The sequence below is a fragment of the Yoonia maritima genome (assembly GCF_003003285.1).
GTDB classification, from domain to species: Bacteria; Pseudomonadota; Alphaproteobacteria; order Rhodobacterales; family Rhodobacteraceae; genus Yoonia; species Yoonia maritima.
In genome coordinates this window covers 147,909-173,282 of the sequence record NZ_PVTP01000004.1, presented here as the reverse complement: position 1 = coordinate 173,282, position 25,374 = coordinate 147,909, and the positions used below count along the sequence as shown (strand labels likewise).

Genomic DNA, 25,374 nt, shown 5'->3' with positions numbered 1-25,374 from the left:
AAAATGCGCGTTAACCCGCCCGCACGTTGCGCGGGCGTGGCTCAGCACCGTACGGTGTTAACCTAAGCGCGCCTGCACGATCTCAATCGCGCGTGCCACGGCCTGATCAATCGTCATGTCAGATGTATCAATCAGCACTGCATCATCTGCGGGGATTAGGGGGGCTGTTTCGCGGCTGCGGTCGCGTGCGTCGCGTTCCTTCACATCCGCCAGCACTTGATCAAGCGTGATGTCCATCCCTTTGCCCGTCAGCTCTTTGAACCGCCGTTCGGCGCGGCATTCCGCGCTCGCCGTGACAAACAGTTTCGCGCCCGCATCGGGACAAATCACCGTCCCAATATCGCGGCCATCCAACACAGCACCGCCATCACGACCCGCAAATTTCTGTTGAAAATCAACAAGCGCGCTACGAACTTCGGTAATCACTGCAATCTCGCTCGCCGCTTGCGCAACTGCCGGAGTACGCAAGCTATCGTCCTCTAAATCAACAGGATCAAGCGCACGGGCCGCCGCAATCGGCTCAGCCCCGGCCAGCACTTTGGCACCCACAGCCCGGTACAGCAAACCAGTATCCAGATGCGCAAAACCAAAATGCGCAGCAACCGCCTTGCTGATCGTACCCTTACCTGCCGCAGCGGGACCGTCTATGGCGACGGTAAACATCATGCGTTGTCGCGCACAAGCTGCGCACCAAGGTTCCCCATCAGTGTCTCAAAAATCGGGAAAGACGTCGCGATAGGCGATCCATCATCTACGGTCATTGGCTTTTGCGTCGCCATCCCCATCACCATGAACGACATAGCAATCCGGTGGTCCAACACGCTGGCCACGGTCACACCGCCCGGCACATTGCCATGGCCCAGCCCGGTGACTTTCCACCAGTCGTCACCTTCATCCACTTGGACGCCAGCAGCCCGTAGCCCCTTGGCCATCGCATCAATCCGGTCGCTTTCTTTGACCCGCAGTTCTTTGACACCCTGCATATCGGTCACACCCTCCGCAAAGGCTGCAACGACGGACAACACAGGGTATTCGTCGATCATACTTGCCGCTCGCGCCGGCGGCACAGCGATCCCTTTGAGGTTCGGAGAGAACTTCGCACGCAAGTCAGCAACAGGCTCGCCACCTTCTTCGCGCATATTCTCGTAAGTCAGATCAGCGCCCATTTCCTTTAGGGTGGTGAACAGGCCCGCTCGAGTTGGGTTCAGCCCGATATTGGGAACCAGAACATCCGAACCCGGTGTAATAATCGCAGCACAAACAGGGAATGCCGCCGAGGATGGATCACGCGGCACAACGATCGTCTGCGCCTTCAATTCCGGCTGGCCATCCAAGGTAATCACGCGACCTTCATCTGTTTCCTCAACAGTCAAAGTCGCACCAAAGCCCTGCAGCATACGTTCAGTATGATCGCGGGTGGCTTCTTTTTCGATGACCACAGTCTGACCGGGTGCATTCAAGCCAGCCAACAGAACGGCCGATTTCACCTGCGCCGAAGGCACAGGTACCACATAGCGCACAGGCACCGGATCAGCAGCGCCCACCAGCGTCATGGGCAAACGACCGCCCTGACGACCGACAGCCTGCGTTCCAAACAATGCGAGCGGATCAGTGACGCGGCCCATAGGGCGGCTGTTCAACGACGCGTCACCAGTGAAGGTTGCGGTGATAGGTGATGTCGCCATCGCCCCCATTATCAACCGCACGCCAGTGCCAGAGTTCCCGCAGTCGATCACATTCTCAGGCTCAGCAAAACCACCAACGCCGACGCCTTGCACAGACCATTCACCACCACCGTGATCGGTCACAGTTGCACCAAATGCGCGCATCGCTTTTGCGGTGTCCAACACGTCTTCGCCTTCTAACAGGCCAGTCACACGCGTTTCACCAACCGATAACGCCCCCAGAATAAGCGAGCGGTGCGAAATAGATTTGTCGCCGGGCACATTGGCCTCGCCCATCAATGGGCAGCAAGGGCGTGACGTCATTGGAATAGGGGTGCCGTGACCTGACATGAGACTTTCCTTTAATAATCAAATGCGTCTTAACGCAGGGCTAGCAAAGGGTCTACTCTATCTCTCGCTTTGTACGAAATACTCCCGCCGGAGGCGCCAACGTCACACCCGCCGAAAGGTCAGATAATGCGGCGTACGGCCTTCGCGGAGCGCTTTTTGCTCGTAACGCGTCGAAATCCAATCGGACCACGGGTCGCGCCAATCTGTCGGACCTTCCGCGAGCCATTCAAAGCCTGCAGGCGGCACCTGCTCTAGTGTTTGACGCACATAATCGGTGATATCCGTCGCGACGCGCAGCTCTGCACCCGGCTTCATCACACGATGCAGCGGCAAAAGATGTTCAGGTGTCACGAAACGACGGCGATGATGGCGCTTTTTCGGCCAAGGGTCAGGGTAGTTCAGGAACACTTTGCTCAGGCTGTGGTCAGGCAAAACATCAAACAGATCACGCACATCGCCCGGATGAACGCGCAAGTTATCAACATCTGCCTTGCGAATTTTACCAAGCAGCATCGCAACACCGTTGATAAACGGCTCGCAACCGATCAGCCCAATGTCAGGATAGACTTCCGCCATGTGAACAAGATGCTCACCACCGCCAAAGCCGATTTCCAGCCAGACATCCTTCCCCGGAAACACGTCGTTCAGGTCAAGTGGATTACGATCCGGGTTTTCCTCCCAGCTAATTGCGCCGGGCGACAGTGGCAAAAGATCGTTTTCCAGATAGTCCTGCTGACTAGTCCGGATCGTCTTGCCACGGAAGCGACCATAGAAATTGCGCCAAGGAGCGCCCGAGGGATGTCTATCATTTTTCATGGCGCTGCCTTACCAAGCCTGTGGCCACAGCGCAATTACCTCAATCGTGCAGAGCCCCCATGAAAAAAGGGCGCCACTGTGGCGCCCTCATCAAACAGTCTGATTGTCTGCTTTATACTGCGGCTTTTAGAGCCTCGACCAAGTCAGTGCGTTCCCAGCTAAAGCCGCCGTCCGCATCTGGTTCACGACCAAAGTGACCGTAGGCCGCTGTCCGTTCATAGATAGGTTTGTTCAGACCAAGGTGGCTGCGAATGCCGCGTGGTGTCAAATCCATGACCTGCGCGATTGCGCGTTCGATCTGTTCGGGGCTGACCTCACCAGTGCCGTGCGTGTCCGCATAGATCGACAGCGGTTTGGCCACTCCGATCGCATAGCTCAGCTGAATGGTACAACGGTTCGCCATACCAGAAGCGACAACGTTTTTCGCAAGATAGCGTGCTGCATATGCGGCCGAGCGATCGACCTTGGTCGGGTCTTTACCAGAAAACGCACCGCCACCATGCGGGGCAGCGCCACCGTATGTATCCACGATAATTTTACGCCCAGTCAGGCCAGCATCCCCATCAGGACCACCAATGACGAATTTGCCCGTTGGGTTAACCCACCATTCAGTTTTTGGTGTGATAAACCCGGAAGGCAGAACTTCGCGAATGTACGGCTCTACGATTGCGCGGATGTCGTCGCTCGTCTGATCTTCATCACGGTGCTGTGTTGAAAGCACAATCGATGTGACTTCAACCGGCTTACCGTCTTCGTAGCGGACAGAAACTTGGCTTTTCGCATCCGGGCGGAGTGTTGGCTCCTCGCCAGATTTACGCACCTCTGCTAAACGACGCAACATTGCGTGTGCATATTGGATCGGTGCAGGCATCAGTGCTTCGGTTTCGGTTGTGGCATAGCCGAACATGATACCTTGGTCGCCGGCACCTTCATCTTTGTCGGCTGCAGCATCGACACCTTGTGCGATATGCGCGGACTGTTCATGCAACAAGTTCGTGATCTTACAAGTCGCGTGGTGGAACTTGTCCTGCTCGTATCCAATGTCTTTGATACAAGCGCGGGCGATGTCTTCGACACGGCCCATATAGTCTTTTAGTTTGGACTGATCAGACAGCCCAACTTCCCCGCCGATAACCACATGATTGGTCGTCGCAAAAGTTTCGCACGCAACGCGCGCTTCGGGTTCTTCGGACAGAAATGCATCAAGGATTGCATCTGAAATCCGGTCGCACACCTTATCCGGGTGCCCCTCGGAAACAGATTCCGAAGTGAATGTGTAGTTTTGTCGTGCCATTGGGAAGTGCTCCAGTAAATTAACCCGCCACGTCAGGAAGCCGTTGTGACAGAACTACGGTTGGGTCTATGCCTCGGTTTTGTGCGCGTCAATCACTATCGCGCCGAGACAGCGCATAGAGCCCCAACGTTAATAAAGCGTTTACTACGATCAGCAACCAATCACCCCAGCGCGCATAAAGCGTAATAGGCAGCGCCGAAGGTAGAGACAGATCAATCACCCCATCCATGTTCAATGGCAACGCCCCAACGATACGCCCATACGGGTCTATCATCGCACTTACGCCTGTATTGGCCACGCGAACCATCGGTAGCCCCTGTTCAATCGCGCGCAACCGCGCTTGTGCAAGGTGCTGGAAAGGGCCAGCAGCCTGCCCAAACCATGCATCATTGGTGATTAGCAGCAAAAACCGAGGGCGGCTCGTCATGCCATCAAGTTCCTCGGCAAATATGCCTTCATAGCAAATCAGCGGGATCGCCTCTCCGATGCCTGGAATACTGACCCGCGCCTCGGCCACGCCGGACGCAAATCCTGCCCCGTCCGTTGTCGCAAGCCCATGAATACCGAACCGGCCCAAAAGATCGCCACCCGGAATATATTCACCAAACGGCACAAGATGACGTTTATCGTATATCTGCTGTAGAACACCCCCCTGCCCCATAACGACCAAGCTATTGAAATACTGCTGCGCCTCGTCACGACGCTGGATCCCGAATACTAACGGTGCCCCCCTTGCTGCCTCATCAAGCAGGCTGAGGTCTGATTGCACGTAATTCAGCAGATATGGCACCGCTGTTTCTGGCCATACGATCAAGTCAGGCACATCGCCCTGCCCGGTCATTTCGACCATGCGGTTCACAAATGTCTCGCGAAATTCAGGATCCCACTTTTGATGCTGAGGCGCATTCGGCTGTACCAGACGCACGGTCGGCGCGGCGTCATCAAGAAGTGCGGCGGAAGGAACACAAAACCACCCCAAACCAACCAGCGCAGCCAACACCGCAACGCCGACAAAACGAGCGCGACCGAATAGCGCAAAAACAGCCCATGCCACGATGACTGTTACCAAGGTTAATAAATGCGGGCCGCCATATGCGGCCAATTGCGCAAGCGAAGTCGGCACCCAGATATGCCCGAGTAATGCCCAAGGAAAACCAGTTAATATCAGTGAACGTGTCAATTCAGCCCATACAAGCCCCGCCCCCAATGCGAGCGGGGAACGCGGTGCGAAACGGTAAGACACAGACGCAAAACACGCCCAAAACGCGGCTGCGCCCGCTGCCATCAATGCGATTGCAAAGGGCGCCATCCATCCGTGACGTGCAACATCAACCAAGAACGGCTCTATGATCCAACGCAATGAAAATGCAAAATACCCTACCCCAAACGCCCAGCTTTGAAAGGCGGCTTGTCGGGCGGATACAGTGGCAGAATGAAACGCCATCACTAGGGCCAGCGCGAATACAGTAGCGAACCACATATCCTGCGGTGCTTGACCAAGCCCGGCAATAGCGCCAGTCAGCATCAGAATGCAAAAGCGTGTCCATCGCGATAGGCCAGCGAAGGCCGCAGTCATCTTAGGCGTCCTGAGCGCTTGGTAACCGAACGCGCAAACGCTTAATCCGGCGCGGGTCTGCATCGACGACTTCGAATTCCGGCCCATCCGGGTGCACGATCACTTCGCCCCTTGCGGGTAAATCACCCGAAAGCATGGTCACCAAACCACCAAGCGTATCGATTTCTTCCTCGTCAATTTCATCATGGTCGGTAAGTTTCATACCGATTTCGGCCTCAAATTCTTCCAGCTCCGTGCGCGCTTGCGCCATATAGACACCGGGCTTTTCCATGAACCAGCTTTGGGCCTCTTCGATATCGTGTTCGTCTTCGATTTCACCGACGACCTGTTCGATCAAGTCTTCGATGGTCAGCAAACCATCTGTCCCGCCATATTCGTCAATGACCAGCGCCATATGTATTCGCTCTGCTTGCATTTTTTGCAACAAGACCCCCAAGGGCATTGAAGGCGGCACATACATCAAAGGACGCAACATATCGCGTAAATTCATATCAGGCGCGTCACCGTTAAAACCGTGACGCAGTGCAAAGTCCTTGAGGTTCACCAACCCAAGCGGGGTATCCAGCGTGCCATCATAGACAGGCAATCTGGTCAGACCACAATCGCGAAACACCTGTAGTAAGTCATCCTTGGAAATAGAGACTGGCACGGCAACAATATCGGTCGTCGGCACAGCAACATCTTCAACCCGCTTACGGCGCAGGTTCAACATTCCCAACACATAACGTGTTGGCTGGCTATCCTCCGATGGTGCATCTTCGTGCACCTCTGGGATCCCTTGGGGACGGAATACATTGCTGACCCGGGCCCAAAAACCCGGCATTATAACATCTTGATCCATATGCGCGCTTTGCGCAGCAATAGATGGACCGTCGTTCTTGTCGCCCATTTCTTCCTTACCTATGCGGGCAACATCGCCCTATCGTTCCCTATATGGGTCAGAAATACCCAGCTTGCCAAGTATTTGTGTCTCTAACCCTTCCATAAGGGCAGCATCTTTATCACGTTCGTGATCAAAGCCCAGCAGGTGTAGCGTCCCATGCACCATTAAATGCATCGTATGATCTTCGATCAGCTTCTCCGCCTCGGCAGCCTCGCGGGCACATGTTTCAAAGGCGATCGCGATATCACCAAGCTCTGAATCCATCGGGAGTTTAGGCGCATCAGGCATGTCGCCGTCCACCTCACTCGCGCGTTCATCAGAAGGCCAGCTTAACACATTCGTCGGCGAAGGTTTGCCACGAAAATCGGAATTCAACGACGAGATCCGCGCATCATCACAGGCCAAGACACTGATTTCAAACTGTTCGGGGTCAAGCCCAAGGTGCAAAAGCGTCATATCCGCACCGCGCTGCGCCACAATTTCAATATTTAACCAACGAATGTCTTCAACTACGCAATCAACTGTCACTTTATATCATCTTTTTCATAAGCTTCGATAATTGCAGCGACCAATGGATGACGCACAACATCTTTTGAGGTGAAATAGTTAAAACTTACTTTCGGAATACTTTTCAACAAACGCTCCGCATCCCAAAGGCCAGAATTCACGCCGCGCGGCAGATCGATCTGTGTACGGTCACCGGTAATAACCATCCGTGACCCTTCGCCAAGCCGGGTAAGGAACATTTTCATCTGCATGGTTGTAGCGTTTTGGGCTTCATCCAACACCACGAACGCATTTGATAAGGTTCGCCCACGCATAAAGGCCAAAGGCGCGATTTCGATGACCTTTTCTTCCATCATCTTAGCGGCCTGTTTCCCCGGCAAGAAGTCATTCAACGCATCATAAAGCGGCTGCATGTAAGGATCGACTTTATCCTTCATGTCACCGGGCAAATATCCCAATTTCTCTCCTGCTTCAACAGCAGGGCGGGACAGAATGATTTTGTCCACATGTCCAGATATGAGCATATTCACACCAACGGCGACTGCTAAATATGTCTTACCAGTCCCCGCAGGGCCGATACCAAAGGCCAATTCTTTGTCGAACAGCGATTTCACATAGGCCTTTTGAGCATCGGTGCGCGGCTCTATCAATTTTTTGCGGGTCTTAATTTCCACCCGCGCGCTTTCACCTTTAAAAAGCTCGGTTTGCTCGGAGGGACCAGCAGGACCACGGACAGATTCCGGGCCCATACGCAGTTCTCTATCGATATCGCCAGCATCAAGACTTCGCCCTGCCTCAAGCCGACCATAAAGCGATTTCAAAACCTCTTCAGCGGTCTTGCGCGACGCATCATCGCCCAAGACAGACAGCTGATTACCACGGCGTACAATCTGCACACCCAAACTGTTCTCAATTGTCGTCAAGTTGCGGTCGTATTCGCCGCAAAGGTCAATCAGCAAGAAATTGTCAGGAAATTCCAAATCGATTTCAGTGACAGTGTCAGCGGGTGGGGTCAGCGCACCTGTGGCCAAACGGCTCTCCTTTGAGTCTTTATAAGACCATCGTGGCAAGGGAATGCTGCAGGCGCAAGAAGAGTCCGCAGATTGTCACGGAAATGATAAGAAAATGATTGCTGATGGCGATTGTTTCGACCTGGCTTTAGGCGATTAGCTGACCTTTTAGCGAGTTCGCACTATCATCAACAATCTTCACGCGGCGTACGGTGCCCAGCACATCGGCTGGCGCTTCCGCGTAAACGGCATGAAGATATTCCGATTTGCCGATCATCTGTCCTGCTTCGCGGCCCGCCTTTTCAAACAGAACCTTCACTTCGCGGCCAATCATTGATGCTTGGGTCGCCTGTTGTTGTTCACGTAAAAGCCCTTGAAGGCGCTGCAAACGGTCATTCATGACATCTTCTGGCAATTGCGGTTTTTCCGCCGCTGGCGTGCCTGGGCGTGTCGAATATTTAAACGAATACGCCTGCCCGTAATGCACGTCACGAACCAACTGCATCGTATCTTCGAAATCTTCTTCTGTTTCGCCAGGAAAGCCGACGATGAAATCACCAGATAACAATAGATCGGGCCGCGCGGCGCGAATGCGTTCGATCAAGCGCACATACCCTTCGGCAGTGTGCTTGCGGTTCATCGCTTTAAGAATGCGGTTCGATCCTGACTGCACCGGTAAGTGCAAGTATGGCATAAGCTTTTCGCAAGTCCCGTGGGCATCAATGAGCGCGTCATCCATGTCGTTGGGATGACTTGTGGTAAAGCGGATGCGTTCCAGCCCATCCACCTTATCCAGCTCCCAAATCAAGCCAGCCAAGCCGCCGTCATGACCGTGATAGGCGTTAACGTTTTGACCAAGCAAGGTGATCTCGCGCACGCCTGCTTCGACCAATTCTTGCGCTTCACGAATGATGCGGTCAGCCGGGCGCGATACTTCGGAACCACGCGTATAAGGCACCACGCAGAACGCGCAGAACTTGTCGCAGCCTTCTTGTACAGTCAAAAATGCTGTGGGCGCACGTTTGCCTTTACTGCGGCCCTTGAGGGTCGCGAACTTATCATCCTCTGGAAAATCGGTATCCAACGCCTTTGCACCAGTTTGCACAGCATCGTCCATCGCCGGTAGGCGGTGATAACTTTGCGGACCAACCACCAAATCGACCATTGGCGCGCGACGCATAATTTCCTCGCCCTCGGCCTGTGCAACACAGCCGGCAACGCCAATTTTCAGATCCGGCTTTTCAACCTTAAATGCCTTCATGCGACCAAGCTCAGAGTAAACTTTCTCGGCCGCCTTTTCGCGAATGTGGCATGTATTAAGCAGAATCATATCTGCATCATCGGGCGTCTTGGTTTCGACATACCCCTTGCCGCCCAGCGCTTCGGCCATGCGTTCGCTGTCATAGACGTTCATCTGACAACCGTAAGTCTTGATATATAGCTTTTTAGGCTCTGACATGGTGCGCTCTTGGCTTTGGTGGGTTCATGGCCTTCTAACGGCTTGTCGGTTTGCTTGCAATGCAAGGCATTTTAGCACAGTTTGCAGCCACCAAAACTGGATACCACCTTATGCACTATGTCGACCTACCAGCACTGATATCTGATGGAAAAACCGTACTTTCTAAGGGGCCGATTGCTCTTATTTTGGTCGAAGATGACGTTGAAATTGAAAGCACGGTTAGCCACCATGCCAAGCTTGGCTTTGGTCAGATCGTACTTTTTTGTCCTGCCGATTTTCACTTACCCGACACATTAGATACGAACGTACATCGGGTGAATTTCGATGTTACACAAGACGGCTCTCTCCCCTCCATTGTCAACGCAGTGACAAAGGCAGCGATAGGGCAGTGGATATATTATTGCTATAATTCCGAATACCTCATGTTTCCGTTCAGCGAAACACGAAGCGTGGGAGAAATGTTAACATTTATGGCCGAAGAACGCCGCGATTGCGTCCAGTCATACACCATTGACCTATACGCCCGTGATCTTAGCCAGACACCGAATGCAGTTGACCGCGCAGACGCGTATTTTGATAAAACCGGATACTTTGCGCTGGCCCGCAAAGACAATGACGGGGAAAGCCTAGACCGGCAGCTGAATATCCATGGTGGCCTACGCTGGCGATTTGAAGAACATATCGCGCCGGCACGCCAACGGCTTGATCGATTGTCACTTTTTCGCGCTGTACCGGGTTTAAAAATGCGTGCTGACGGTGGCTTCTCCGTACCAGAGCACAATACGATTTCATGCCCTTGGCACAACAACGTTACCGCCGCGACAGTATCCTTTCGCACCGCAAAGGCATTACGTCGAAACCCTGGCAGCAGACACGAAATCGATACTTTTTATTGGGCGAATTCAGAAAAATTCAGCTGGACGTCGCAGCAGCTTTTGGATTTGGGACTAATTGAACCGGGGCAATGGTTTTAGCATGCGGTGGATCGAGATCCACCCTACGTCGTTTCAACGTTGAGTATGGCCAATCTAATGGCTTGCGGACCAAGCGGGCTGTCACCGGGGCCGTGATGATCAGGTGCATGTGCAAATCATAATCGGCTTGATCGCGGATAACATGTTCCCAAAAGCGTCGCTGCCAAACCCCCTTTTCACCCGGTCGCATTCTTGTTGGCGACTGAACCACCGGCGCACTGACATGGCGTGAAAATGTTGACTTTATGAGTCGCCACCGTTTCGAATACTCATCATCACCCGGTGGCAGGGTCCAGATCATATGCATCTTAGCGGGTAGGATCACTGCGGCGTCAATGGTGAACGGCCAGCGCTTTACGCACAAACCGGTCGCCGTTCGTAGCAGATCAATTTGATCAACTAGCAGCGATGACTGTTTATCTAACAGTTCAACAGTAAAGAAATACGTGCCTCCGGGCACAAAGCGTCGGCGATAATTTGACATAGCCGTCAGGTTGCACAGTAACAGTTAACAGCCCGTAAACCGTAGGGTGGATCTTGATCCACCGCACCTAAAAACTCACCCTTTCCTGATGTTTGCCATCCCTTCGCCCCGCGAGCCTGACCAACGCAATATCCGCCTTGCCCTTAACCAACCACGACAGCCCAAATGCCCAAATCCCAACGGCCTCAAACCAAAACACCAAATTGTAACTAAGAACGGCCTGCTGAGGTCCACCGCTACCAAATACTTTGACAGCCGAAGCAATCGAGATTCCAATCAACGCACAAACGATGACCCAGCCACATCCCAAATAAACACGGCGACGGTGAGGCTTGGCTGACCTCGCAAACTTCGCCAAACAAAACACCGCGAGGCAAGTGAAAAACACCAGCGCCGACGCATAGTGAAACATCGGACTAATCCCAATACCAACAATCTTTTGGGTCATCGTCGCGATCTGGTCCGTTGGGCTTTCATTCGGAAATAGCGCCACACCAAAAGCGGATATCCCAGCTATGGTACCGAGCCAGTCATCATCAATCAAATCGCCGGGTTTTCGACTGTATCCACGATAGCAAATCAGGAAAACACCGATAGAACAAAGCGTACCAACAAAAATGTCGCGATAGGTCGTGTGGTAGAAATCGCTGATCGATGGCTCAAGCCGGTGGAAATCAAACAACCCACCGAACAAAAGAACCATAGGTAAGGCCACCCCCAACACCCCCAGCGCGGTTCGGACCCGGTGATATGATAAAACCATTTCTGTTCTTTGGGCGTCTGGCATGCTGCGGTGCCTTATGACTTAAATACAATCCGCATATCATGTATTAATGCAGAAAATGCTGCAATATCAGGGTTTCACAACCAGCCAGAGTGTTGCTTACTTGCGGCGCAGCCGGATAACGACATCGACTGACGCAATCTCTGCGCCTTCAGGTGCATGAGGCACACGCGCGATTTCCAACTGGTCGGCAGGAGCATCTGTTAGATGCGCTGTATCCTCCCAATAGAAATGCGGATGGTCGGTCATGTTGGTATCGAAATAGCTTTTCGCACCATCAACGGTAATTTCGCGCATCAGCCCGACGTCACAAAACGCGCGCAGCGTGTTGTATACGGTTGCAAGGGATACTTTTTCACCAGCCGTCGATGCAGCATCGAACAGGCTTTCGGCAGTGACATGCCGGTCCTGACCGTCCCCTACCAACAGACTTGCCAACGTCATGCGCTGACGCGTCGGACGCAATCCCGCCCCTGAGAGCCAATCTGTACTACGCTGTGTTACGATATCTGTCATGGTTGCCTGTCTGCTGCCTCTGTCTTTATATGGCAACAAACCGTCAATTATCAAATGAAATTACCAACAACTTGGCCAGACTTGCTCTTATAAACACCAAGGTGGTAAAGGTCGTGCGATGTAGCAGACAAGAATGAGACCACGCAAATGGCCGACTACCCAACAAGTTTTGACAAAGACGACCTGCTGAAATGCGCCCGCGGAGAGCTATTTGGCCCCGGAAATGCGCAGCTTCCTGCCCCACCGATGCTGATGATGGATCGCATTACCGAAGTATCCGGTGACGGCGGTGCGCACGGCAAAGGGCATATTGTCGCAGAATTCGATATCACCCCTGATCTGTGGTTTTTTGACTGCCACTTCCCCGGCAACCCAATCATGCCCGGCTGTCTGGGTCTTGATGGCCTGTGGCAGCTGACCGGCTTTAACCTCGGCTGGCGCGGCTGGCAGGGGCGCGGATACGCATTGGGCGTTGGCGAAGTCAAACTGACCGGCATGGTCCGCCCTGACCGCAAAATGCTGACCTACAAAATCGACTTCACCAAAGCGATCCAGACCCGCCGCCTGACAATGGGCGTCGCCGACGGCATCGTCGAAGCCGACGGCGAAGTGATCTATCAAGTCAAAGACATGAAAGTCGCGCTGAGCGAGAGTTAAGGTTTGGGCCTAACGCTGGTTTGATTGATCGGCGTTAGGCTATTCTTTGTAATATCTAAATATCTGCAATGTGGGACAAAGCAGTCTTTTGTCTTTTCGGGATAAATGGCAGCTCTCAGCCCAAAGCAGACTTAGGAGTCGGATCGCAAATTTGATAAGACTCTATCCATGCTGGTTACGGATACATTGTCCAAAGTTGGCATCATATGCGCAAGAGAAATACCCTCACGGTACAAAAGAGTTCTCAATTCTGATACATGCTCTCGCCGAAGCACGGCTTTCCGGAGAATAGGTTCGGCAATCCATACACCTTCTTTTGAACGATCCGGAAAGGCCTCACTTATCTGCTCTTTCTTGAAGCAATTTAGATGTTCATCAAGTGCTGGATAACTTCCCTGTTCCTCCCATATTTCCTCAGGTCTTGCACAGTAACTGAAGAGCCCTGACTGAGCAGCAAGGAATTCGTTTCCGGAAGGGGTGGGTCGAACTATCGTTAGGCCAAGACACACCGAACTCATAAGCTGTAGGTCTTCGAATGCGCCTGCATCTAACGCCCAAACCGCGATATCCTCTTGCACGGTGCTATCCGAGCTCGCGAAAAACAAGGAAGCAAGGGGATCTTCCGACCAGTCAAGGAAGAAAGTAGGTACCCTATGATGTTGAGCTAAGGCAGTGATTTCGTAGTTGCGACAACCTAGTCTACCGGCCGATCTATAAGCATTTTCTTCTGGTTCAAATCCCAATGGATCCATTGCACGTTCCAAGGGCTGCCTAGCCTCTACCCTCTTAGCAAACGCACTGACGATATCGGCGATGGGATAACGCGCTCCTTTGCCAAGCGTCATTTCCGATCGAAAATTGACTTCAAATGCTACTTTCTCAAACCGGTGAACGCACAAGGTCTCGGCTGTTCTTCTAACTATCATCTGCTGTTGTGCGAGAGACAATTCGGGCCACTCATATGCTTTTTGAGCTTCCTCAGCACACAAGTCTACAATTGCTTTGAAAGTTTCCGGAAGTTGATGGTACTGTCTTGCCGCAACAGGAATTAATGGCCAAGCAGCATTCGACTGGCCCCTAAATACCCATATACAGTCCTCATTTGCACTCGAGGTTTCCCACCAGTGCTGACTGGACTTTCGAAAATATTCCAGAAAACTCTTAGCTGTAAAATCGTCGGACACCGTTGGTCCGGTAACAATCTCAAAAATGCTCATGACTACATTGTGTCTCACGGGGCATAGTACCAGCAATAAGAACCGGACTTTGCAAAGTACGTATCTGCGCATAGCAGACATCTAGGCGTATCGCAGCATCAAGTAATTTGGGCTCATTCCTGCCATCCGCCCAAAAGCTATCAATCCCTATCAAACTTGTCACCGACAACTCCCCAAACCATACCTGCTTGCCCCCGCCCCCACTGCTGCCGTACAAAGCGGTAGCAGTATACAGGGAGAGCGCTCATGCGTCGCGTCGTCGTCACAGGTTTGGGAATTGTATCCCCGATTGGGAATAACGCCGAAGAGGTCAAAGCCTCTCTTATGGCTGGGAAATCCGGGATCGAGGCATCGCCCGAGATGGCCGAGCATGGTTTCCGCAGCCAGATTGCTGGCACCGTCAAAATCGACATCAAAGAACACGTTGATAAGCGCGCATTGCGCTTCATGGGGCCGGGTGCGGCCTATGCCTATATCGCGATGGGGCAAGCTATTGCCGATGCGGGTCTGGATGAAGACACTGTGTCGAACGTGCGTACGGGTCTGGTTGCTGGTTCTGGCGGACCGTCAACATCAGCAATGTTCGCAGCACATAACGTGGTAACAGAAACTGGTGCGACAAAACGCATTGGGCCGTTTGCTGTCCCAAAATGCATGTCCTCGACGATCTCGGCGAACCTGTCGACACAGTACAAGATCAAGGGCATCAACTATTCCATCACTTCCGCATGTTCGACCAGCCTGCACTGTATCGGCAACGCAGCCGAACAGATTATGATGGGCAAGCAGGACGTGATGTTTGCTGGTGGCAGCGAAGAATTGGATTGGACGTTGTCCTGCCTATTCGACGCGATGGGCGCGATGTCGTCAAAATATAACGATACCCCTGAAAAAGCCTCCCGCGCGTTTGACGCAAACCGCGATGGTTTTGTGATCGCAGGCGGCGGTGCGATGCTGGTGCTCGAAAGCCTTGAGCACGCCCAAGCACGCGGCGCGAAAATCTACGCCGAAGTCACTGGCTATGCCGCGACATCCGACGGCCACGACATGGTTGCCCCATCGGGCGAAGGCGGCGAACGCGCAATGCGCTTGGCACTGGAGACCCTGCCAGAGGGCCGCAAGGTCAGCTACATTAACGCGCATGGCACATCGACACCCGTGGGTGATGTTGGCGAAATCGAAGCTGTCCGCCGCGTATTCGGCGAAGGCAGCACACCGCCAGTGTCGTCCACCAAATCAATGACGGGCCACAGCCAAGGCGCAACAGGCGCATCAGAGGCCGTCTATTGCCTGTTGATGCTTCAGGATGATTTTATCGCACCATCAATTAACGTCGAAACGCTCGACCCGGCGCTGGCCCCTGCTGAAATCGCGACATCGCTTGTCGAAAACGCCGGGCTAGACACCGTGATGACAAACTCATTTGGGTTTGGCGGAACGAACGGTTCAATGCTGCTATCAAAATTCAAAGGCTAAACGCATGACAATTTCTTTGCAGGGCAAACGCGGCCTGATTATGGGCGTCGCGAACGAACGGTCAATTGCTTGGGGTATCGCCAAAGCGATGTCAGAGGCAGGCGCAGAACTCGCGTTCACCTACCAAGGCGAAGCATTCGGCAAACGGCTAGAGCCGCTAGCTGCTTCGGTTGGTTCTGACATCCTTGTTGATGTGGACGTCACGGACGACGCCAGCATGGATACCGCATTTGCCTTGCTCAAAGAAAAATGGGGTAAGCTGGATTTTGTCGTTCACGCGATTGCCTATTCAGACAAGAATGAATTGGCCGGGCGGTTCACAGACACAAGCCGCGCGAACTTCCAAAACTCGCTGACGATTTCGTGTTATTCGTTCATCGATGTTGCAAAACGCGCAGCAGAGTTGATGCCCGATGGCGGAACGCTTTTGACGCTGACCTATCAAGGTGCGAACCGTGTGACGCCGTTCTACAATGTCATGGGCGTGGCCAAAGCAGCGCTCGAAAGCGCAACGCGTTACTTGGCCAATGACCTTGGCCCACAACGCATCCGCGTCAATGCGATCAGCCCCGGCCCGATGAAAACACTGGCCGGTGCTGCGATTGCAGGCGCACGCCGGACATTCAAACACACCGAGCAAAATGCGCCAATGCGTGAAAACGCAACGCTTGAGGCCGTAGGCGGCACTGCTGTCTATTTGGCGTCAGAAGCCGGGGCATTCACTTCCGGAGAGATCATCCGCGTTGATGGCGGCTTCCACGTGCTAGGAATGCCGCAGCCAGATAACTTGGTCATGCCGGTCGCTGATAAAACCAAGTAAGGCGCGCATTTTGTTGCCAGCCCTCACAAGCAATAAAAAAGCCCGCTCACCTGATATTGGTGAGCGGGCTTTTTGACTAACTCAACGAGGCTTAAGCCGCGTCAATGCCAACCATTTCGATTGCGAAGATTAAGTCTTTACCTGCAAGTGGGTGGTTGGCGTCCAGCGTGACTTCGGCGTCTGTCACTTCTGCAACGGTCACATGCACCATTTGGCCTTGGGGCGTTTGCATCTGTAGTTGAGTGCCAATTTCAAGCGGGATGTTATCAGGTATTTCACCGCGCGGCACGGATTGACGCGCCTCTGAATTCGTTTCGCCATATGCGTCCGCACATGCAATTTCGACCGTTTTTTTATCGCCAACAACCATGCCCGGAATTGCGACATCAAGACCGGGAATGATCTGTCCAGATCCAACAACAAATTCCAACGGGTCACGTCCGTCCGAACTATCAAAGGTCTCACCTGATTTCAGTGTACCTGTGTAGTGGATGCGAACTGTATCGCCTGATTTTGCTTGGCTCATTGAACATTCTTTCGTTAGTTATTTAAGATTTTCACAAGCTACCTGCCCACCCCACGAGTTGCAAACCGCTTTCCCCTTTCCGTTGTGTAAGACCCGTGCCACGATGCAAAAAGCGGAGGATAGCATGACCATAACGACCTGTGTTTTTGACGCCTACGGCACGTTGTTTGATGTGACCGCGGCGGCCCAAGCGGCAGCTGCCGAACCGAACCATACTGACTTGGCCAATGTTTGGCCTGCAATTGCCCGTGATTGGCGTGCGAAACAACTAGAGTACAGCTGGCTACGTGCAGTGGCAGGGCGACACTGCGATTTTTGGCAGCTTACCCAAGACGGATTAGATTGGGCATTAGAAGCGAACCACGTCACAAACCCTGGCACCCGCGCGCGTTTGTTGGAACTGTATTGGGAATTGCCAGCCTACCCCGAAGCCCCTACGATCTTAGAAACGCTTAAGTCACGCGGCATAAACACCGCGATCCTATCGAACGGTAGCCCTGCAATGTTAAACGCTGCCGTGACATCTGCAAAAATTGGTCGTTTTTTGGACGACACACTATCTGTCGAGGACGTTGGTGTTTTCAAACCATCTGATCGGGTCTACGATATGGTTGGCGCCCGATTTGGGTGCGTAAAAGATTCAGTTTTATTTGTGTCCTCAAATGGTTGGGATGCGGCTGGTGCAGCTGGCTATGGGTTTCAAACGGCGTGGGTCAACCGCGCTGGTGCACCTGTAGATCGGCTATATGCGGCACCGCATCATGTTGTTTCAGACCTGACTGCAATACCGGAGCTCATCTGATGCCATACTACACTTCGAAAGACGGATTGACCCTACATTACACAGACGAAGGCGCGGGATTGCCGGTGATCGCGCTTGCGGGGTTAACCCGTAACGGCGCAGATTTTGACCATATTGCACCCCGCTGGCCCACACGTTTGATCCGCCCTGATTATCGCGGGCGCGGTCAATCTGCTTGGGCTGATCCCGCCACTTATACCATAGAACATGAGGCAACGGATGTCCTGACGCTGATGGATCATCTTGGAATCGAGAAAGCTGCGGTGCTTGGGACTTCGCGCGGTGGGTTCATTGGTATGACCCTTGCTGCGACGTCCAAAGACCGACTGCTTGGTGTCGCGTTGAATGATATTGGCCCAGAACTCCAATCAGAGGGCCTGACATCAATCATGGATTATGTCGGACGAAATCCGGTTCAAAAGACATATGCGCAGGCAGCGGATGCCCGTGCACGCATGTGGACTCAGTTTGAGGGCGTGCCCATGTCGCGCTGGTTGGCCGAGGTACAAGGTCACTATCAAGAGACGCCGCAAGGCTTGGTTATTAGGTATGACCCAAAATTACGTGACGCGATCCTTGCCGCGGGGGCCGAACCCCTGCCCGACCTTTGGCCTTTATTCGACGCCACCGCAGACCTGCCGTTGGCATTGATACGTGGTGCCAATTCGGACCTGCTTGCCCCTGCAACAGCAGACGAAATGGCACGCCGCCGCCCAGATATGATCCGCACAGATGTTCCCGGTCGCGGGCATGTTCCATTCTTGGACGAGCCTCAATCACTCACTGCGCTACTCGCTTGGCTGGAGAAAATGAAATGAATATTGACATGATCCGTGCAGCGGCAAAACGGTTGGAAGGGCACGCGCGGCGGACACCAATTCTGACTTCGCCATTTCTGGACGAGATCGCCGGCAGGCGGGTCTTCGTGAAGGCCGAGTGCCTGCAACACACGGGTTCGTTCAAGTTTCGCGGTGGGTGGTCAGCAGTGTCTGCGCTTTCGGACAATGAATTGAAATCAGGTGTGATCGCGTTTTCTAGCGGCAACCACGCGCAAGGCATCGCACTCGCTGCCCGCGAACATGGTGCGCCCGCAGTGATCATAATGCCTTCAAACGCCCCAGCGATTAAAATCGCCAACACCCGCGCATTGGGTGCCGAGGTCGTGCTGTATGATCGCGCGACCGAGGACCGTGACGCGCTTGGTGCAAAGTTGGCCGCCGAACGCGGCCTGACACTGATTAAGCCATTTGACGAACCGCTTGTGATCGCGGGCCAAGGCACCTGTGGTCTTGAGATCGCGCAAGAGCTTGGCGATCTAAACGCCGACGTGATGGTCTGTTGTGGCGGCGGCGGTTTGACTTCTGGTATCGCGCTTGCGCTGGCCGCTGATGCGCCCGGTCTGTGCGTCCGTCCGGCAGAGCCCGAGGGTTTCGACGATGTCACCCGGTCGCTTGCCAGTGGCACGATTGAACGCAATGCCCAGCTAGACGGGTCGATCTGCGATGCCATCATCACCCCTCAACCGGGCAATATCACCTTTCCGATCATGCAGGCCCATTGCGGTCCCGGCGTGGTCGTCACCGAAGACGAATGTCTGCGTGCGATGGGCGTTGCCTTTGATCGGCTTAAGATCGTTATCGAACCGGGTGGGGCCGTGGCCCTTGCTGCAGCACTTTATCATCCAGACGAATTTACCAGTGACGCGGTTGTCGCGGTTGCCACAGGTGGTAACGTAGACCCCGCCATCTTTAAACGCGCATTGGATACGCTTGCATGACCCGCTTTACGATCGCCAGTTTCAACGTCAAAAACCTGATCGAACCCGAACAGGAATACTATCGTTTCGAAGAATACACTCCAGAAGAATACGCTTGGAAACGCGCTTGGCTGGCCGACCAACTGCTGACGATGAACGCTGATATCGTCGGCTTTCAAGAAATCTTTAGCGAAAATTCACTACGCGATGTTGTGATCGAAACCGATGAGCTGGGACTGGCCGCGAATGCCGCGAACATCCCCGATCGCTCTAAACGCTACGCCCGCAAAGCGATTTTCCGCAAGCTGGCCTATGAGCCCTATACGGAATCCGCGCTCGCTTATGCCCCTAACAGCTTTGACGGGGGGCCGGGCGAACGTCGGCCCGGCGTTGCGATCCTGTCGCGGTTTGGCTTTGTCGGTTTACCAGAGGTGATCCAAGACCTGCCCGAACCGCTTGATATTCCATTTAGCGATATCGACGGAACAGATGGCGGCAGCTATCAAATCAAACGGCTCAGCCGACCGATCCTAAAGGTCCGTATTCCAATCGGCGATTCCGTGGTTACGGTGTTCAACTGCCACCTTAAATCCAAGCTGGGCGAATTGCCCCGCCCTGCTGGTGCGCCCTTCCCGCCTGCCGCTGATCTGGTGAACTATGATCCTGCAACCCGCGCTATGGGTTCATTGCGCGCAGCGCTACGTCGTATGGCCGAGGCTTGGGTCCTACGCAAAGCGATCCTTGATGAACTAGAGGCTGGGCACCCTGTCATGGTTCTGGGTGACTTTAACGATAGCGAAACCGCCGTATCGTCCGAGATCATCACTGGTGAGGCCCCGTTTAAGAACTACGCTTGGATGCGCCGCCACGATGCCAAGACAAAGCGTGACCGCTATTCCGACGAAGATAACGAGATCATCCAAGAGAAGATCAGCAAGGTGCGTCTGTTCTCGGCGGAAAAGCTTTTCGTGCGCAAATCGCTACGTGACATGGTTTACACTTCGGCCTTTGGCGGTGTGTTTGAAAGCATCGACCAAATCCTGATGTCCCGTCATTTCCATCCGGAATATCCCGGCAAGATCGGCGAAATGGAATACTTCAGCGCGCTGAATGACCACTTGACGGATGGGTCCCATCCAGAGGCGCCTTATAACAAACTTGCGTCCGACCACGGTCAGATCATGGCGCATATGGTGCTTGGCGATCCTGATGCCTGAAACGACGCAAGTCGTTCGGGACGACGTTAAGCTACATGTGGTCAGCGATGGCCCCGCTACTGGTCCGGCCATTGTCTTTGCCAATTCGTTGGGAACCGACCTGCGCCTTTGGGATGCCATTGTGCCGCTGTTGCCCGCAGAATGCAGGGTCATCCGCTATGACATGCGCGGACACGGGCAATCTGAGGTGCCGGATGCCCCTTACACCATGGGCCAGCTGGTCAGCGATGCCGCGGCCGTTTGTGACGCTCTAAATGTCCGCGACGCATTATTTGTTGGGCTATCGGTGGGTGGCATGGTTGCCCAAGGGCTTGCGGTGAAGCGCCCTGATATGATCCGCGCGCTTGTCCTATCCAACACAGCAGCCAAGATCGGCAACAAAAAGCTATGGCAAGATCGTATCGACGCCATCCGCAAACACGGCTTGGATGCAATGGCCGATGAGGTGATGAAGCGCTGGTTTTCGCGGGCCTTCAACGCATCGCCTGCCGTGAAACAGTGGCGCGACATGCTGACCGCCACCCCGGTTGAAGGTTACACTGGCATTTGCGCCGCTATCGCCGGCACTGATTTCTACACGCCAACAAGCGGGCTACGCATCCCCACGCTTGGCATCGCAGGATCAGAGGATGGCGCCACACCGCCCGATTTGGTGCGTGAAACGATCGACCTGATCCCCGGATCCCAATTTGCACTGATGCGCCGCGTTGGGCACCTTCCTTGCGCCGAAGACCCAGAAGGCTATGCTAACCTTTTGAATCAGTTCATTAAGGACACCGGCCATGCCTGAATTTTTGTTGATCCATGGATCATGTCACGGGGCATGGTGTTGGGATGATGTGATCCCTCATCTCATTGCTGCAGGTCACAAAGCGCGGGCGATTGATTTGCCGTCTCACGGCGCTGACATGACGCCTGCGGGCGATGTGACGCTTGACCTATATGCGAAAGCCATTGTCGATGCGATTGATACGCCGGTCGTTTTGGTCGGGCACTCGATGGCGGGTTACCCGATTACGGCTGCAGCGAACCTCGCACCCGACAAGATCAGCAAGCTGATCTATCTGTGCGCCTATGTTCCGATGGATTGTAAGTCGCTTGCTGACATGCGGCGTATGGCACCCAGCCAGCCACTGCTTGATGCGATTATCGTCGACGAAGACCGGGTAACGTTTTCCGTCGATCCAACGCAAGCTGTCGCAAAGTTCTACCACGACGTAGAACCAGAACGTGCTGAATGGGCGGTTAGCAAACTTGGCCCACAACCGATTTTGCCGCAGGAAACCCCGCTATCATCGGCACATAACCTTCCGCGCCACTACATTCGCTGCACCGATGACCGGACAATCCCACCTGCTTTTCAGGTCACTATGACAGAGGATTGGCCGCAGGGCACAGTCACCGAAATGGCAACATCGCATTCACCATTTCTATCCAGCCCCAAAGCACTCGCCGAGCAGCTGATCGCCGCAGCGGGTTAGTCGCAAACAAAGCTTGCAAACGGACCTGTTCCGCCTAATCCTATCCGGCATGCAAAACCGTCTGCCGCTTACGTTCATTCTGATTACCGTGGTGATCGACAGCATGGGTATCGGGCTGATCCTGCCCGTCATGCCCGACCTGATCCAAGAGGTCGAAGGCCACGATCTGGGAATGGCCGCTGTTTGGGGTGGTATCCTCACCACGATCTTTGCCGCGATGCAGTTCCTGTTCAGCCCGACCGTAGGCAACATTTCGGACCGTTTTGGGCGACGCCCTGTTTTGCTGTGGTCACTGGTCTTCATGTCGCTTGATTACGTGCTTATGGCGGTTGCTGGCACGATCTGGCTGCTTGTCATTGGGCGCATCATCGGTGGCATCACGGCCGCCACGCAATCAACCGCAGCGGCCTATGTCGCAGATATCTCTACGCCTGCCGAAAAGGCCGTCAATTTTGGCCGCATTGGCGCAGCCTTTGGAATTGGCTTTGTGTTTGGGCCTATGCTTGGCGGGGTTCTGGCCGAATTCGGAACGCGCGCGCCATTTTGGGCCGCTGCCGTTCTTGCTGGTGCAAATGCTATCTTTGGCTATTTTGTACTACCCGAGACCGTAACCGACCGCATTCGGCGCAAGTTCGAATGGCGTCGCGCCAATCCACTGGGCGCTTTCAAGAACATTGGACGGCTGCCCGGGCTCAAGCGGCTAATGCTGATCCACTTTGTCTATACGATTGCGTTTTTCGTCTATCCCGGCGTCTGGGCCTATTTCGGAGTCGCACGATTTGGCTGGGGTCCGGGCATGATCGGGCTGTCGCTGGGTATCTTTGGGATCGGCATTGCGATTGTTCAGGGCTTTTTGATGAAACCGCTGCTGGATCGGATCGGTGAACGACGTGCCGTCATCCTTGGACTTGGGATTGATACGCTTGCGTTTGGTATCTTGGGGTTCATCACGAACGGATGGGTCGCATTGGCACTCATCCCGCTGACCGCGCTGGGGTCAATCGCTGGACCAGCCCTACACGGGATCATGGCGCGCACAGCATCCGATGACCAACAAGGCGAGCTACAAGGCCTAATTGCGTCGATTGCCGCGGTCGCGACGATCATTGCACCGCTGATCGTGACGCAGACATTCTATTATTTCACCAGCGACCGGTCGCCGTTCTATATGCCCGGCGCACCCTTCTTGGTGTCGGCGCTACTTACCATCGGATGCATTATGGTCTTCGTCCAAACGCCGCGCCCGCAGAAAAGCCGGGCATCGTAACCACCAGTCGGGGTTTTCTTGGCGCCTTAACGCTGCTATTATGAACCCCGTTCAATAGGGGGTAGGCATGGCTGGTAAAGTAGCAGAGCGCCGCGCGGCATTGCGCGACAATCTAATCATCATCGCAGAAAAGCGGATCGCGTCAGATGGCCTAAGCGCGTTGCGGGCACGTGATCTTGCTTCTGACGCAGGCTGTGCCTTGGGCGCCATCTATAACGTCTTTGGTGATCTGACCGATATTGTGCTGGCTGTGAATGCGCGGACCTTCCATCGATTGGGCGCCGATGTGGCGGCGGCGCTTGCTGATGCGCCCCAAGACCCCATCGAACAGCTTGTGGTAATGGCGCAGGCCTATCACCAGTTTGCAGCAGCGAATTTGCATAGCTGGCGTGCCCTGTTCGATGTCGAACGCGCCCCCGGTGAAGCCGCCCCCGATTGGTACCTTCACGAAATGGGCCAGCTATTCGCCTATATCTCTGATCCGCTGGCCGTCGTTTTCCCGAATCGAGATCCGCAAGAACTGGCTCTTTTGACGCGTGCATTGTTTTCATCCGTCCATGGTATTGTTCTTTTGGGACTAGATGGCGCAAGCGCGGGTGTACCATCCGACGATATTGATAAGATGATTGCCCTTATTTTAAGGCAATTCACAAGCAATCCCTAAAAATGTGAACATTGTTCAATTTTATTCTTGATTCAAAAATACAACCTCGCTATCAATAATTCATGAACAGCGTTCACGCGCTGAATGAAAGGAAGAAAGCGATGTTCAAGACACTAGCGACGTTAATCAACGGACAGAACGCACGTGCCGAAGATCGGGTACGTGATGCCTTTGCGATCGAACTGATCGACCAGAAAATTCGTGAATCCGAAAGCAGCCTGCGCGCAGCGAAATCAACGCTTGCCAGCTTGATCCAGCGCCAACGCGCCGAAGAAAAACAACACGGCGCACTAGAGTCACGCATTGCTGACCTTACGAAGCGCGCAAAAGAGGCGCTCGATAGTGACCGCGAAGATATGGCCGCAGAAGCAGCCCGCGCTATCGCCACGATGGAAAATGAATTGACCGTACGTACGGAAACGCTGAACCGCCTTGAACAAAAGGTAATCCGGCTGCGGTCATCCATTGAAAGCGGCCACCGCCGCATCATCGACCTCAAGCAAGGTGCTATCCAAGCCCGTGCCGTGCGCCGTGAACAGACGATCCAGATGCAGATGGTCAAAACAGGCGCCAGCCACGGTAGCGTCGAAGAGGCCGAAGAATTGATACAACGCGTGTTAGGTGGCGATGATCCATTTGAACGCAGTGAAATTCTGGCTGACATCAACCGTGACCTTGATGGCGACAATATCACCGACCGCATGTCCGACGCAGGATTTGGTTCTGCGACGCGATCAACGGCTGACGATGTTCTGGCGCGACTGAAGTCCGCTAAAAAATAACCCAAATTAAAATACAAGAATTGAAGGAATAGAAAAATGGCTCGTATGAAATCTGATAACTCGCTGATTATGTTTGTGAATGGTGCCGGTGTTGCCGTCGCATATGGGATGCTTGGTATTTCACTTTGGCTATCCACCGAAGTCCCCCTATCCACCAAAGGTTTTTGGGCAATGTCGGTGATGATGCTGACGCTCGCTTTGGTCAACTTTGTCAAATACCGCTTTGACGAAAAAATGTCCGAAGACCGCGTACAGCGTATCGAAGACGCCAAGAACGAAAAGCTTCTGTCCGATTACGTCGGCGAAAGCATCTAAGACAGCCAACGCCCTGCCCGCAGTCGACTGTAGGCAGGGTATTTTCCTTTGCAAAATCGCTGACATCCGCCAAGGT

At 53.8% G+C, this 25,374-nt stretch carries 28 protein-coding genes and 1 riboswitch; of the genes, 14 read left to right on the top strand and 14 right to left on the bottom strand.

Going from position 1 to position 25,374, the window contains the following annotated elements; translation table 11 throughout:
- Positions 1-57: 57 nt before the first annotated feature.
- The 9 genes from cmk to miaB form a co-directional block, all read right to left on the bottom strand.
- Positions 58-666 carry a (d)CMP kinase gene (gene cmk, locus CLV80_RS07485; protein ID WP_106356517.1) on the bottom strand — a complete coding sequence of 203 codons (609 nt, stop codon included), beginning with the start codon at positions 664-666 and terminating at the stop codon, positions 58-60.
- On the bottom strand, positions 663-2,015 hold the full coding sequence (gene aroA / locus CLV80_RS07480) for a 3-phosphoshikimate 1-carboxyvinyltransferase (protein ID WP_106356514.1): 1,353 nt from the start codon (positions 2,013-2,015) through the stop codon (positions 663-665). The genes cmk and aroA overlap by 4 nt, the downstream gene beginning before the upstream one ends.
- 102 nt (positions 2,016-2,117) lie before the next feature.
- Positions 2,118-2,831 carry a tRNA (guanosine(46)-N7)-methyltransferase TrmB gene (gene trmB, locus CLV80_RS07475; RefSeq protein WP_106356512.1) on the bottom strand — a complete coding sequence of 238 codons (714 nt, stop codon included), beginning with the start codon at positions 2,829-2,831 and terminating at the stop codon, positions 2,118-2,120.
- Between the two features lie 112 nt (positions 2,832-2,943).
- Positions 2,944-4,125, bottom strand: coding sequence for a methionine adenosyltransferase (gene metK / locus CLV80_RS07470; protein WP_106356510.1), 1,182 nt, complete (start codon positions 4,123-4,125; stop codon positions 2,944-2,946).
- A gap of 7 nt (positions 4,126-4,132) precedes the next feature.
- Positions 4,133-4,180, bottom strand: a riboswitch (SAM-SAH riboswitch).
- A gap of 33 nt (positions 4,181-4,213) precedes the next feature.
- A complete protein-coding gene (gene lnt, locus CLV80_RS07465; RefSeq protein ID WP_106356508.1) occupies positions 4,214-5,701 on the bottom strand; it encodes an apolipoprotein N-acyltransferase in 1,488 nt (495 codons plus the stop codon).
- 1 nt (position 5,702) lies between these two features.
- Complete coding sequence (locus CLV80_RS07460; RefSeq protein WP_106356506.1) at positions 5,703-6,590, bottom strand: transporter associated domain-containing protein; 888 nt, start codon at positions 6,588-6,590, stop codon at positions 5,703-5,705.
- Between the two features lie 30 nt (positions 6,591-6,620).
- Positions 6,621-7,112 carry an rRNA maturation RNase YbeY gene (ybeY, locus tag CLV80_RS07455; RefSeq protein ID WP_106356504.1) on the bottom strand — a complete coding sequence of 164 codons (492 nt, stop codon included), beginning with the start codon at positions 7,110-7,112 and terminating at the stop codon, positions 6,621-6,623.
- Positions 7,109-8,122 carry a PhoH family protein gene (locus CLV80_RS07450; protein WP_106356502.1) on the bottom strand — a complete coding sequence of 338 codons (1,014 nt, stop codon included), beginning with the start codon at positions 8,120-8,122 and terminating at the stop codon, positions 7,109-7,111. The genes ybeY and CLV80_RS07450 overlap by 4 nt, the downstream gene beginning before the upstream one ends.
- Positions 8,123-8,249: 127 nt before the next feature.
- A complete protein-coding gene (miaB, locus tag CLV80_RS07445) occupies positions 8,250-9,560 on the bottom strand; it encodes a tRNA (N6-isopentenyl adenosine(37)-C2)-methylthiotransferase MiaB (protein ID WP_106356500.1) in 1,311 nt (436 codons plus the stop codon).
- Between the two features lie 110 nt (positions 9,561-9,670).
- Between miaB and CLV80_RS07440 the strand changes: the two genes are divergently transcribed.
- Positions 9,671-10,534, top strand: a complete 864-nt coding sequence (locus tag CLV80_RS07440) for a hypothetical protein (protein WP_106356940.1) — start codon at positions 9,671-9,673, stop codon at positions 10,532-10,534.
- On the opposite strand, the gene CLV80_RS18855 is transcribed toward CLV80_RS07440, so the two are convergent.
- The 3 genes from CLV80_RS18855 to irr all read right to left on the bottom strand — a co-directional run bounded on the left by CLV80_RS18855 (position 10,473) and on the right by irr (position 12,318).
- Entirely contained in the window at positions 10,473-11,018 is a 546-nt protein-coding gene (locus CLV80_RS18855) for an REP-associated tyrosine transposase (protein WP_106356498.1), read from the bottom strand. The two genes, CLV80_RS07440 and CLV80_RS18855, sit on opposite strands and share 62 nt — an antisense overlap.
- 67 nt (positions 11,019-11,085) lie before the next feature.
- Positions 11,086-11,805, bottom strand: a complete 720-nt coding sequence (locus CLV80_RS07430) for a hypothetical protein (RefSeq protein WP_106356497.1) — start codon at positions 11,803-11,805, stop codon at positions 11,086-11,088.
- Between the two features lie 96 nt (positions 11,806-11,901).
- Positions 11,902-12,318 (bottom strand): Fur family transcriptional regulator Irr, encoded by a 417-nt coding sequence (gene irr / locus CLV80_RS07425; protein ID WP_106356494.1) that lies wholly within the window; start codon positions 12,316-12,318, stop codon positions 11,902-11,904.
- A 147-nt stretch (positions 12,319-12,465) separates the two neighbouring features.
- Here irr and fabA point away from each other — a divergent pair, with 147 nt between their 5' ends.
- Positions 12,466-12,975, top strand: coding sequence for a bifunctional 3-hydroxydecanoyl-ACP dehydratase/trans-2-decenoyl-ACP isomerase (gene fabA / locus CLV80_RS07420; RefSeq protein WP_093923168.1), 510 nt, complete (start codon positions 12,466-12,468; stop codon positions 12,973-12,975).
- 131 nt (positions 12,976-13,106) lie between these two features.
- Here fabA and CLV80_RS07415 read toward each other — a convergent pair whose 3' ends face one another.
- Complete coding sequence (locus tag CLV80_RS07415) at positions 13,107-14,192, bottom strand: FRG domain-containing protein (protein ID WP_165793344.1); 1,086 nt, start codon at positions 14,190-14,192, stop codon at positions 13,107-13,109.
- Positions 14,193-14,438: 246 nt separating this feature from the next.
- Here CLV80_RS07415 and fabB point away from each other — a divergent pair, with 246 nt between their 5' ends.
- Both fabB and CLV80_RS07405 read left to right on the top strand, forming a co-directional pair.
- The gene (gene fabB / locus CLV80_RS07410; protein ID WP_106356490.1) at positions 14,439-15,668 is read left to right on the top strand and encodes a beta-ketoacyl-ACP synthase I; all 1,230 of its coding nucleotides are present in this window, start codon (positions 14,439-14,441) and stop codon (positions 15,666-15,668) included.
- A gap of 4 nt (positions 15,669-15,672) precedes the next feature.
- On the top strand, positions 15,673-16,488 hold the full coding sequence (locus tag CLV80_RS07405; protein ID WP_106356488.1) for an enoyl-ACP reductase FabI: 816 nt from the start codon (positions 15,673-15,675) through the stop codon (positions 16,486-16,488).
- 91 nt (positions 16,489-16,579) lie between these two features.
- Here the strand turns inward: CLV80_RS07405 and CLV80_RS07400 are convergent, their stop codons facing one another.
- On the bottom strand, positions 16,580-17,014 hold the full coding sequence (locus tag CLV80_RS07400) for an FKBP-type peptidyl-prolyl cis-trans isomerase (protein ID WP_106356486.1): 435 nt from the start codon (positions 17,012-17,014) through the stop codon (positions 16,580-16,582).
- Between the two features lie 124 nt (positions 17,015-17,138).
- On the opposite strand from CLV80_RS07400, the gene CLV80_RS07395 reads away from it, so the two are divergent.
- The 10 genes from CLV80_RS07395 to CLV80_RS07350 all read left to right on the top strand — a co-directional run bounded on the left by CLV80_RS07395 (position 17,139) and on the right by CLV80_RS07350 (position 25,298).
- Positions 17,139-17,816 (top strand): haloacid dehalogenase type II, encoded by a 678-nt coding sequence (locus CLV80_RS07395; RefSeq protein WP_106356484.1) that lies wholly within the window; start codon positions 17,139-17,141, stop codon positions 17,814-17,816.
- Positions 17,816-18,634, top strand: coding sequence for an alpha/beta fold hydrolase (locus CLV80_RS07390; protein ID WP_106356482.1), 819 nt, complete (start codon positions 17,816-17,818; stop codon positions 18,632-18,634). The genes CLV80_RS07395 and CLV80_RS07390 overlap by 1 nt, the downstream gene beginning before the upstream one ends.
- Positions 18,631-19,593, top strand: a complete 963-nt coding sequence (locus CLV80_RS07385; RefSeq protein ID WP_106356480.1) for a threonine ammonia-lyase — start codon at positions 18,631-18,633, stop codon at positions 19,591-19,593. The genes CLV80_RS07390 and CLV80_RS07385 overlap by 4 nt, the downstream gene beginning before the upstream one ends.
- Entirely contained in the window at positions 19,590-20,789 is a 1,200-nt protein-coding gene (locus CLV80_RS07380; RefSeq protein WP_106356478.1) for an endonuclease/exonuclease/phosphatase family protein, read from the top strand. Before CLV80_RS07385 ends, CLV80_RS07380 begins: the two co-directional genes overlap by 4 nt.
- Positions 20,782-21,579 (top strand): 3-oxoadipate enol-lactonase, encoded by a 798-nt coding sequence (gene pcaD / locus CLV80_RS07375; protein ID WP_106356475.1) that lies wholly within the window; start codon positions 20,782-20,784, stop codon positions 21,577-21,579. Before CLV80_RS07380 ends, pcaD begins: the two co-directional genes overlap by 8 nt.
- Complete coding sequence (locus CLV80_RS07370; protein WP_106356473.1) at positions 21,572-22,270, top strand: alpha/beta fold hydrolase; 699 nt, start codon at positions 21,572-21,574, stop codon at positions 22,268-22,270. The genes pcaD and CLV80_RS07370 overlap by 8 nt, the downstream gene beginning before the upstream one ends.
- A 49-nt stretch (positions 22,271-22,319) precedes the next feature.
- On the top strand, positions 22,320-23,537 hold the full coding sequence (locus CLV80_RS07365) for a TCR/Tet family MFS transporter (RefSeq protein ID WP_106356470.1): 1,218 nt from the start codon (positions 22,320-22,322) through the stop codon (positions 23,535-23,537).
- A 67-nt stretch (positions 23,538-23,604) separates the two neighbouring features.
- Positions 23,605-24,201, top strand: a complete 597-nt coding sequence (locus CLV80_RS07360; protein ID WP_106356468.1) for a TetR/AcrR family transcriptional regulator — start codon at positions 23,605-23,607, stop codon at positions 24,199-24,201.
- A gap of 101 nt (positions 24,202-24,302) precedes the next feature.
- Positions 24,303-24,983, top strand: coding sequence for a PspA/IM30 family protein (locus CLV80_RS07355; protein ID WP_106356465.1), 681 nt, complete (start codon positions 24,303-24,305; stop codon positions 24,981-24,983).
- A 36-nt stretch (positions 24,984-25,019) separates the two neighbouring features.
- The gene (locus CLV80_RS07350; protein WP_106356462.1) at positions 25,020-25,298 is read left to right on the top strand and encodes a YiaA/YiaB family inner membrane protein; all 279 of its coding nucleotides are present in this window, start codon (positions 25,020-25,022) and stop codon (positions 25,296-25,298) included.
- Positions 25,299-25,374 lie beyond the last annotated feature (76 nt).

Excerpts from the sequence above, each read along its gene's own strand:
- cmk (WP_106356517.1), bottom strand. The coding sequence starts at position 666 with ATGATGTTTACCGTCGCCATAGACGGTCCCGCTGCGGCAGGTAAGGGT.
- aroA (WP_106356514.1), bottom strand. The coding sequence starts at position 2,015 with ATGTCAGGTCACGGCACCCCTATTCCAATGACGTCACGCCCTTGCTGC.
- trmB (WP_106356512.1), bottom strand. The coding sequence starts at position 2,831 with ATGAAAAATGATAGACATCCCTCGGGCGCTCCTTGGCGCAATTTCTAT.
- metK (WP_106356510.1), bottom strand. The coding sequence starts at position 4,125 with ATGGCACGACAAAACTACACATTCACTTCGGAATCTGTTTCCGAGGGG.
- lnt (WP_106356508.1), bottom strand. The coding sequence starts at position 5,701 with ATGACTGCGGCCTTCGCTGGCCTATCGCGATGGACACGCTTTTGCATT.
- CLV80_RS07460 (WP_106356506.1), bottom strand. The coding sequence starts at position 6,590 with ATGGGCGACAAGAACGACGGTCCATCTATTGCTGCGCAAAGCGCGCAT.
- miaB (WP_106356500.1), bottom strand. The coding sequence starts at position 9,560 with ATGTCAGAGCCTAAAAAGCTATATATCAAGACTTACGGTTGTCAGATG.
- CLV80_RS07440 (WP_106356940.1), top strand. The coding sequence starts at position 9,671 with ATGCACTATGTCGACCTACCAGCACTGATATCTGATGGAAAAACCGTA.
- CLV80_RS18855 (WP_106356498.1), bottom strand. The coding sequence starts at position 11,018 with ATGTCAAATTATCGCCGACGCTTTGTGCCCGGAGGCACGTATTTCTTT.
- CLV80_RS07430 (WP_106356497.1), bottom strand. The coding sequence starts at position 11,805 with ATGCCAGACGCCCAAAGAACAGAAATGGTTTTATCATATCACCGGGTC.
- irr (WP_106356494.1), bottom strand. The coding sequence starts at position 12,318 with ATGACAGATATCGTAACACAGCGTAGTACAGATTGGCTCTCAGGGGCG.
- fabA (WP_093923168.1), top strand. The coding sequence starts at position 12,466 with ATGGCCGACTACCCAACAAGTTTTGACAAAGACGACCTGCTGAAATGC.
- CLV80_RS07415 (WP_165793344.1), bottom strand. The coding sequence starts at position 14,192 with ATGAGCATTTTTGAGATTGTTACCGGACCAACGGTGTCCGACGATTTT.
- fabB (WP_106356490.1), top strand. The coding sequence starts at position 14,439 with ATGCGTCGCGTCGTCGTCACAGGTTTGGGAATTGTATCCCCGATTGGG.
- CLV80_RS07405 (WP_106356488.1), top strand. The coding sequence starts at position 15,673 with ATGACAATTTCTTTGCAGGGCAAACGCGGCCTGATTATGGGCGTCGCG.
- CLV80_RS07400 (WP_106356486.1), bottom strand. The coding sequence starts at position 17,014 with ATGAGCCAAGCAAAATCAGGCGATACAGTTCGCATCCACTACACAGGT.
- CLV80_RS07395 (WP_106356484.1), top strand. The coding sequence starts at position 17,139 with ATGACCATAACGACCTGTGTTTTTGACGCCTACGGCACGTTGTTTGAT.
- CLV80_RS07390 (WP_106356482.1), top strand. The coding sequence starts at position 17,816 with ATGCCATACTACACTTCGAAAGACGGATTGACCCTACATTACACAGAC.
- CLV80_RS07385 (WP_106356480.1), top strand. The coding sequence starts at position 18,631 with ATGAATATTGACATGATCCGTGCAGCGGCAAAACGGTTGGAAGGGCAC.
- CLV80_RS07380 (WP_106356478.1), top strand. The coding sequence starts at position 19,590 with ATGACCCGCTTTACGATCGCCAGTTTCAACGTCAAAAACCTGATCGAA.
- pcaD (WP_106356475.1), top strand. The coding sequence starts at position 20,782 with ATGCCTGAAACGACGCAAGTCGTTCGGGACGACGTTAAGCTACATGTG.
- CLV80_RS07370 (WP_106356473.1), top strand. The coding sequence starts at position 21,572 with ATGCCTGAATTTTTGTTGATCCATGGATCATGTCACGGGGCATGGTGT.
- CLV80_RS07365 (WP_106356470.1), top strand. The coding sequence starts at position 22,320 with ATGCAAAACCGTCTGCCGCTTACGTTCATTCTGATTACCGTGGTGATC.
- CLV80_RS07360 (WP_106356468.1), top strand. The coding sequence starts at position 23,605 with ATGGCTGGTAAAGTAGCAGAGCGCCGCGCGGCATTGCGCGACAATCTA.
- CLV80_RS07355 (WP_106356465.1), top strand. The coding sequence starts at position 24,303 with ATGTTCAAGACACTAGCGACGTTAATCAACGGACAGAACGCACGTGCC.
- CLV80_RS07350 (WP_106356462.1), top strand. The coding sequence starts at position 25,020 with ATGGCTCGTATGAAATCTGATAACTCGCTGATTATGTTTGTGAATGGT.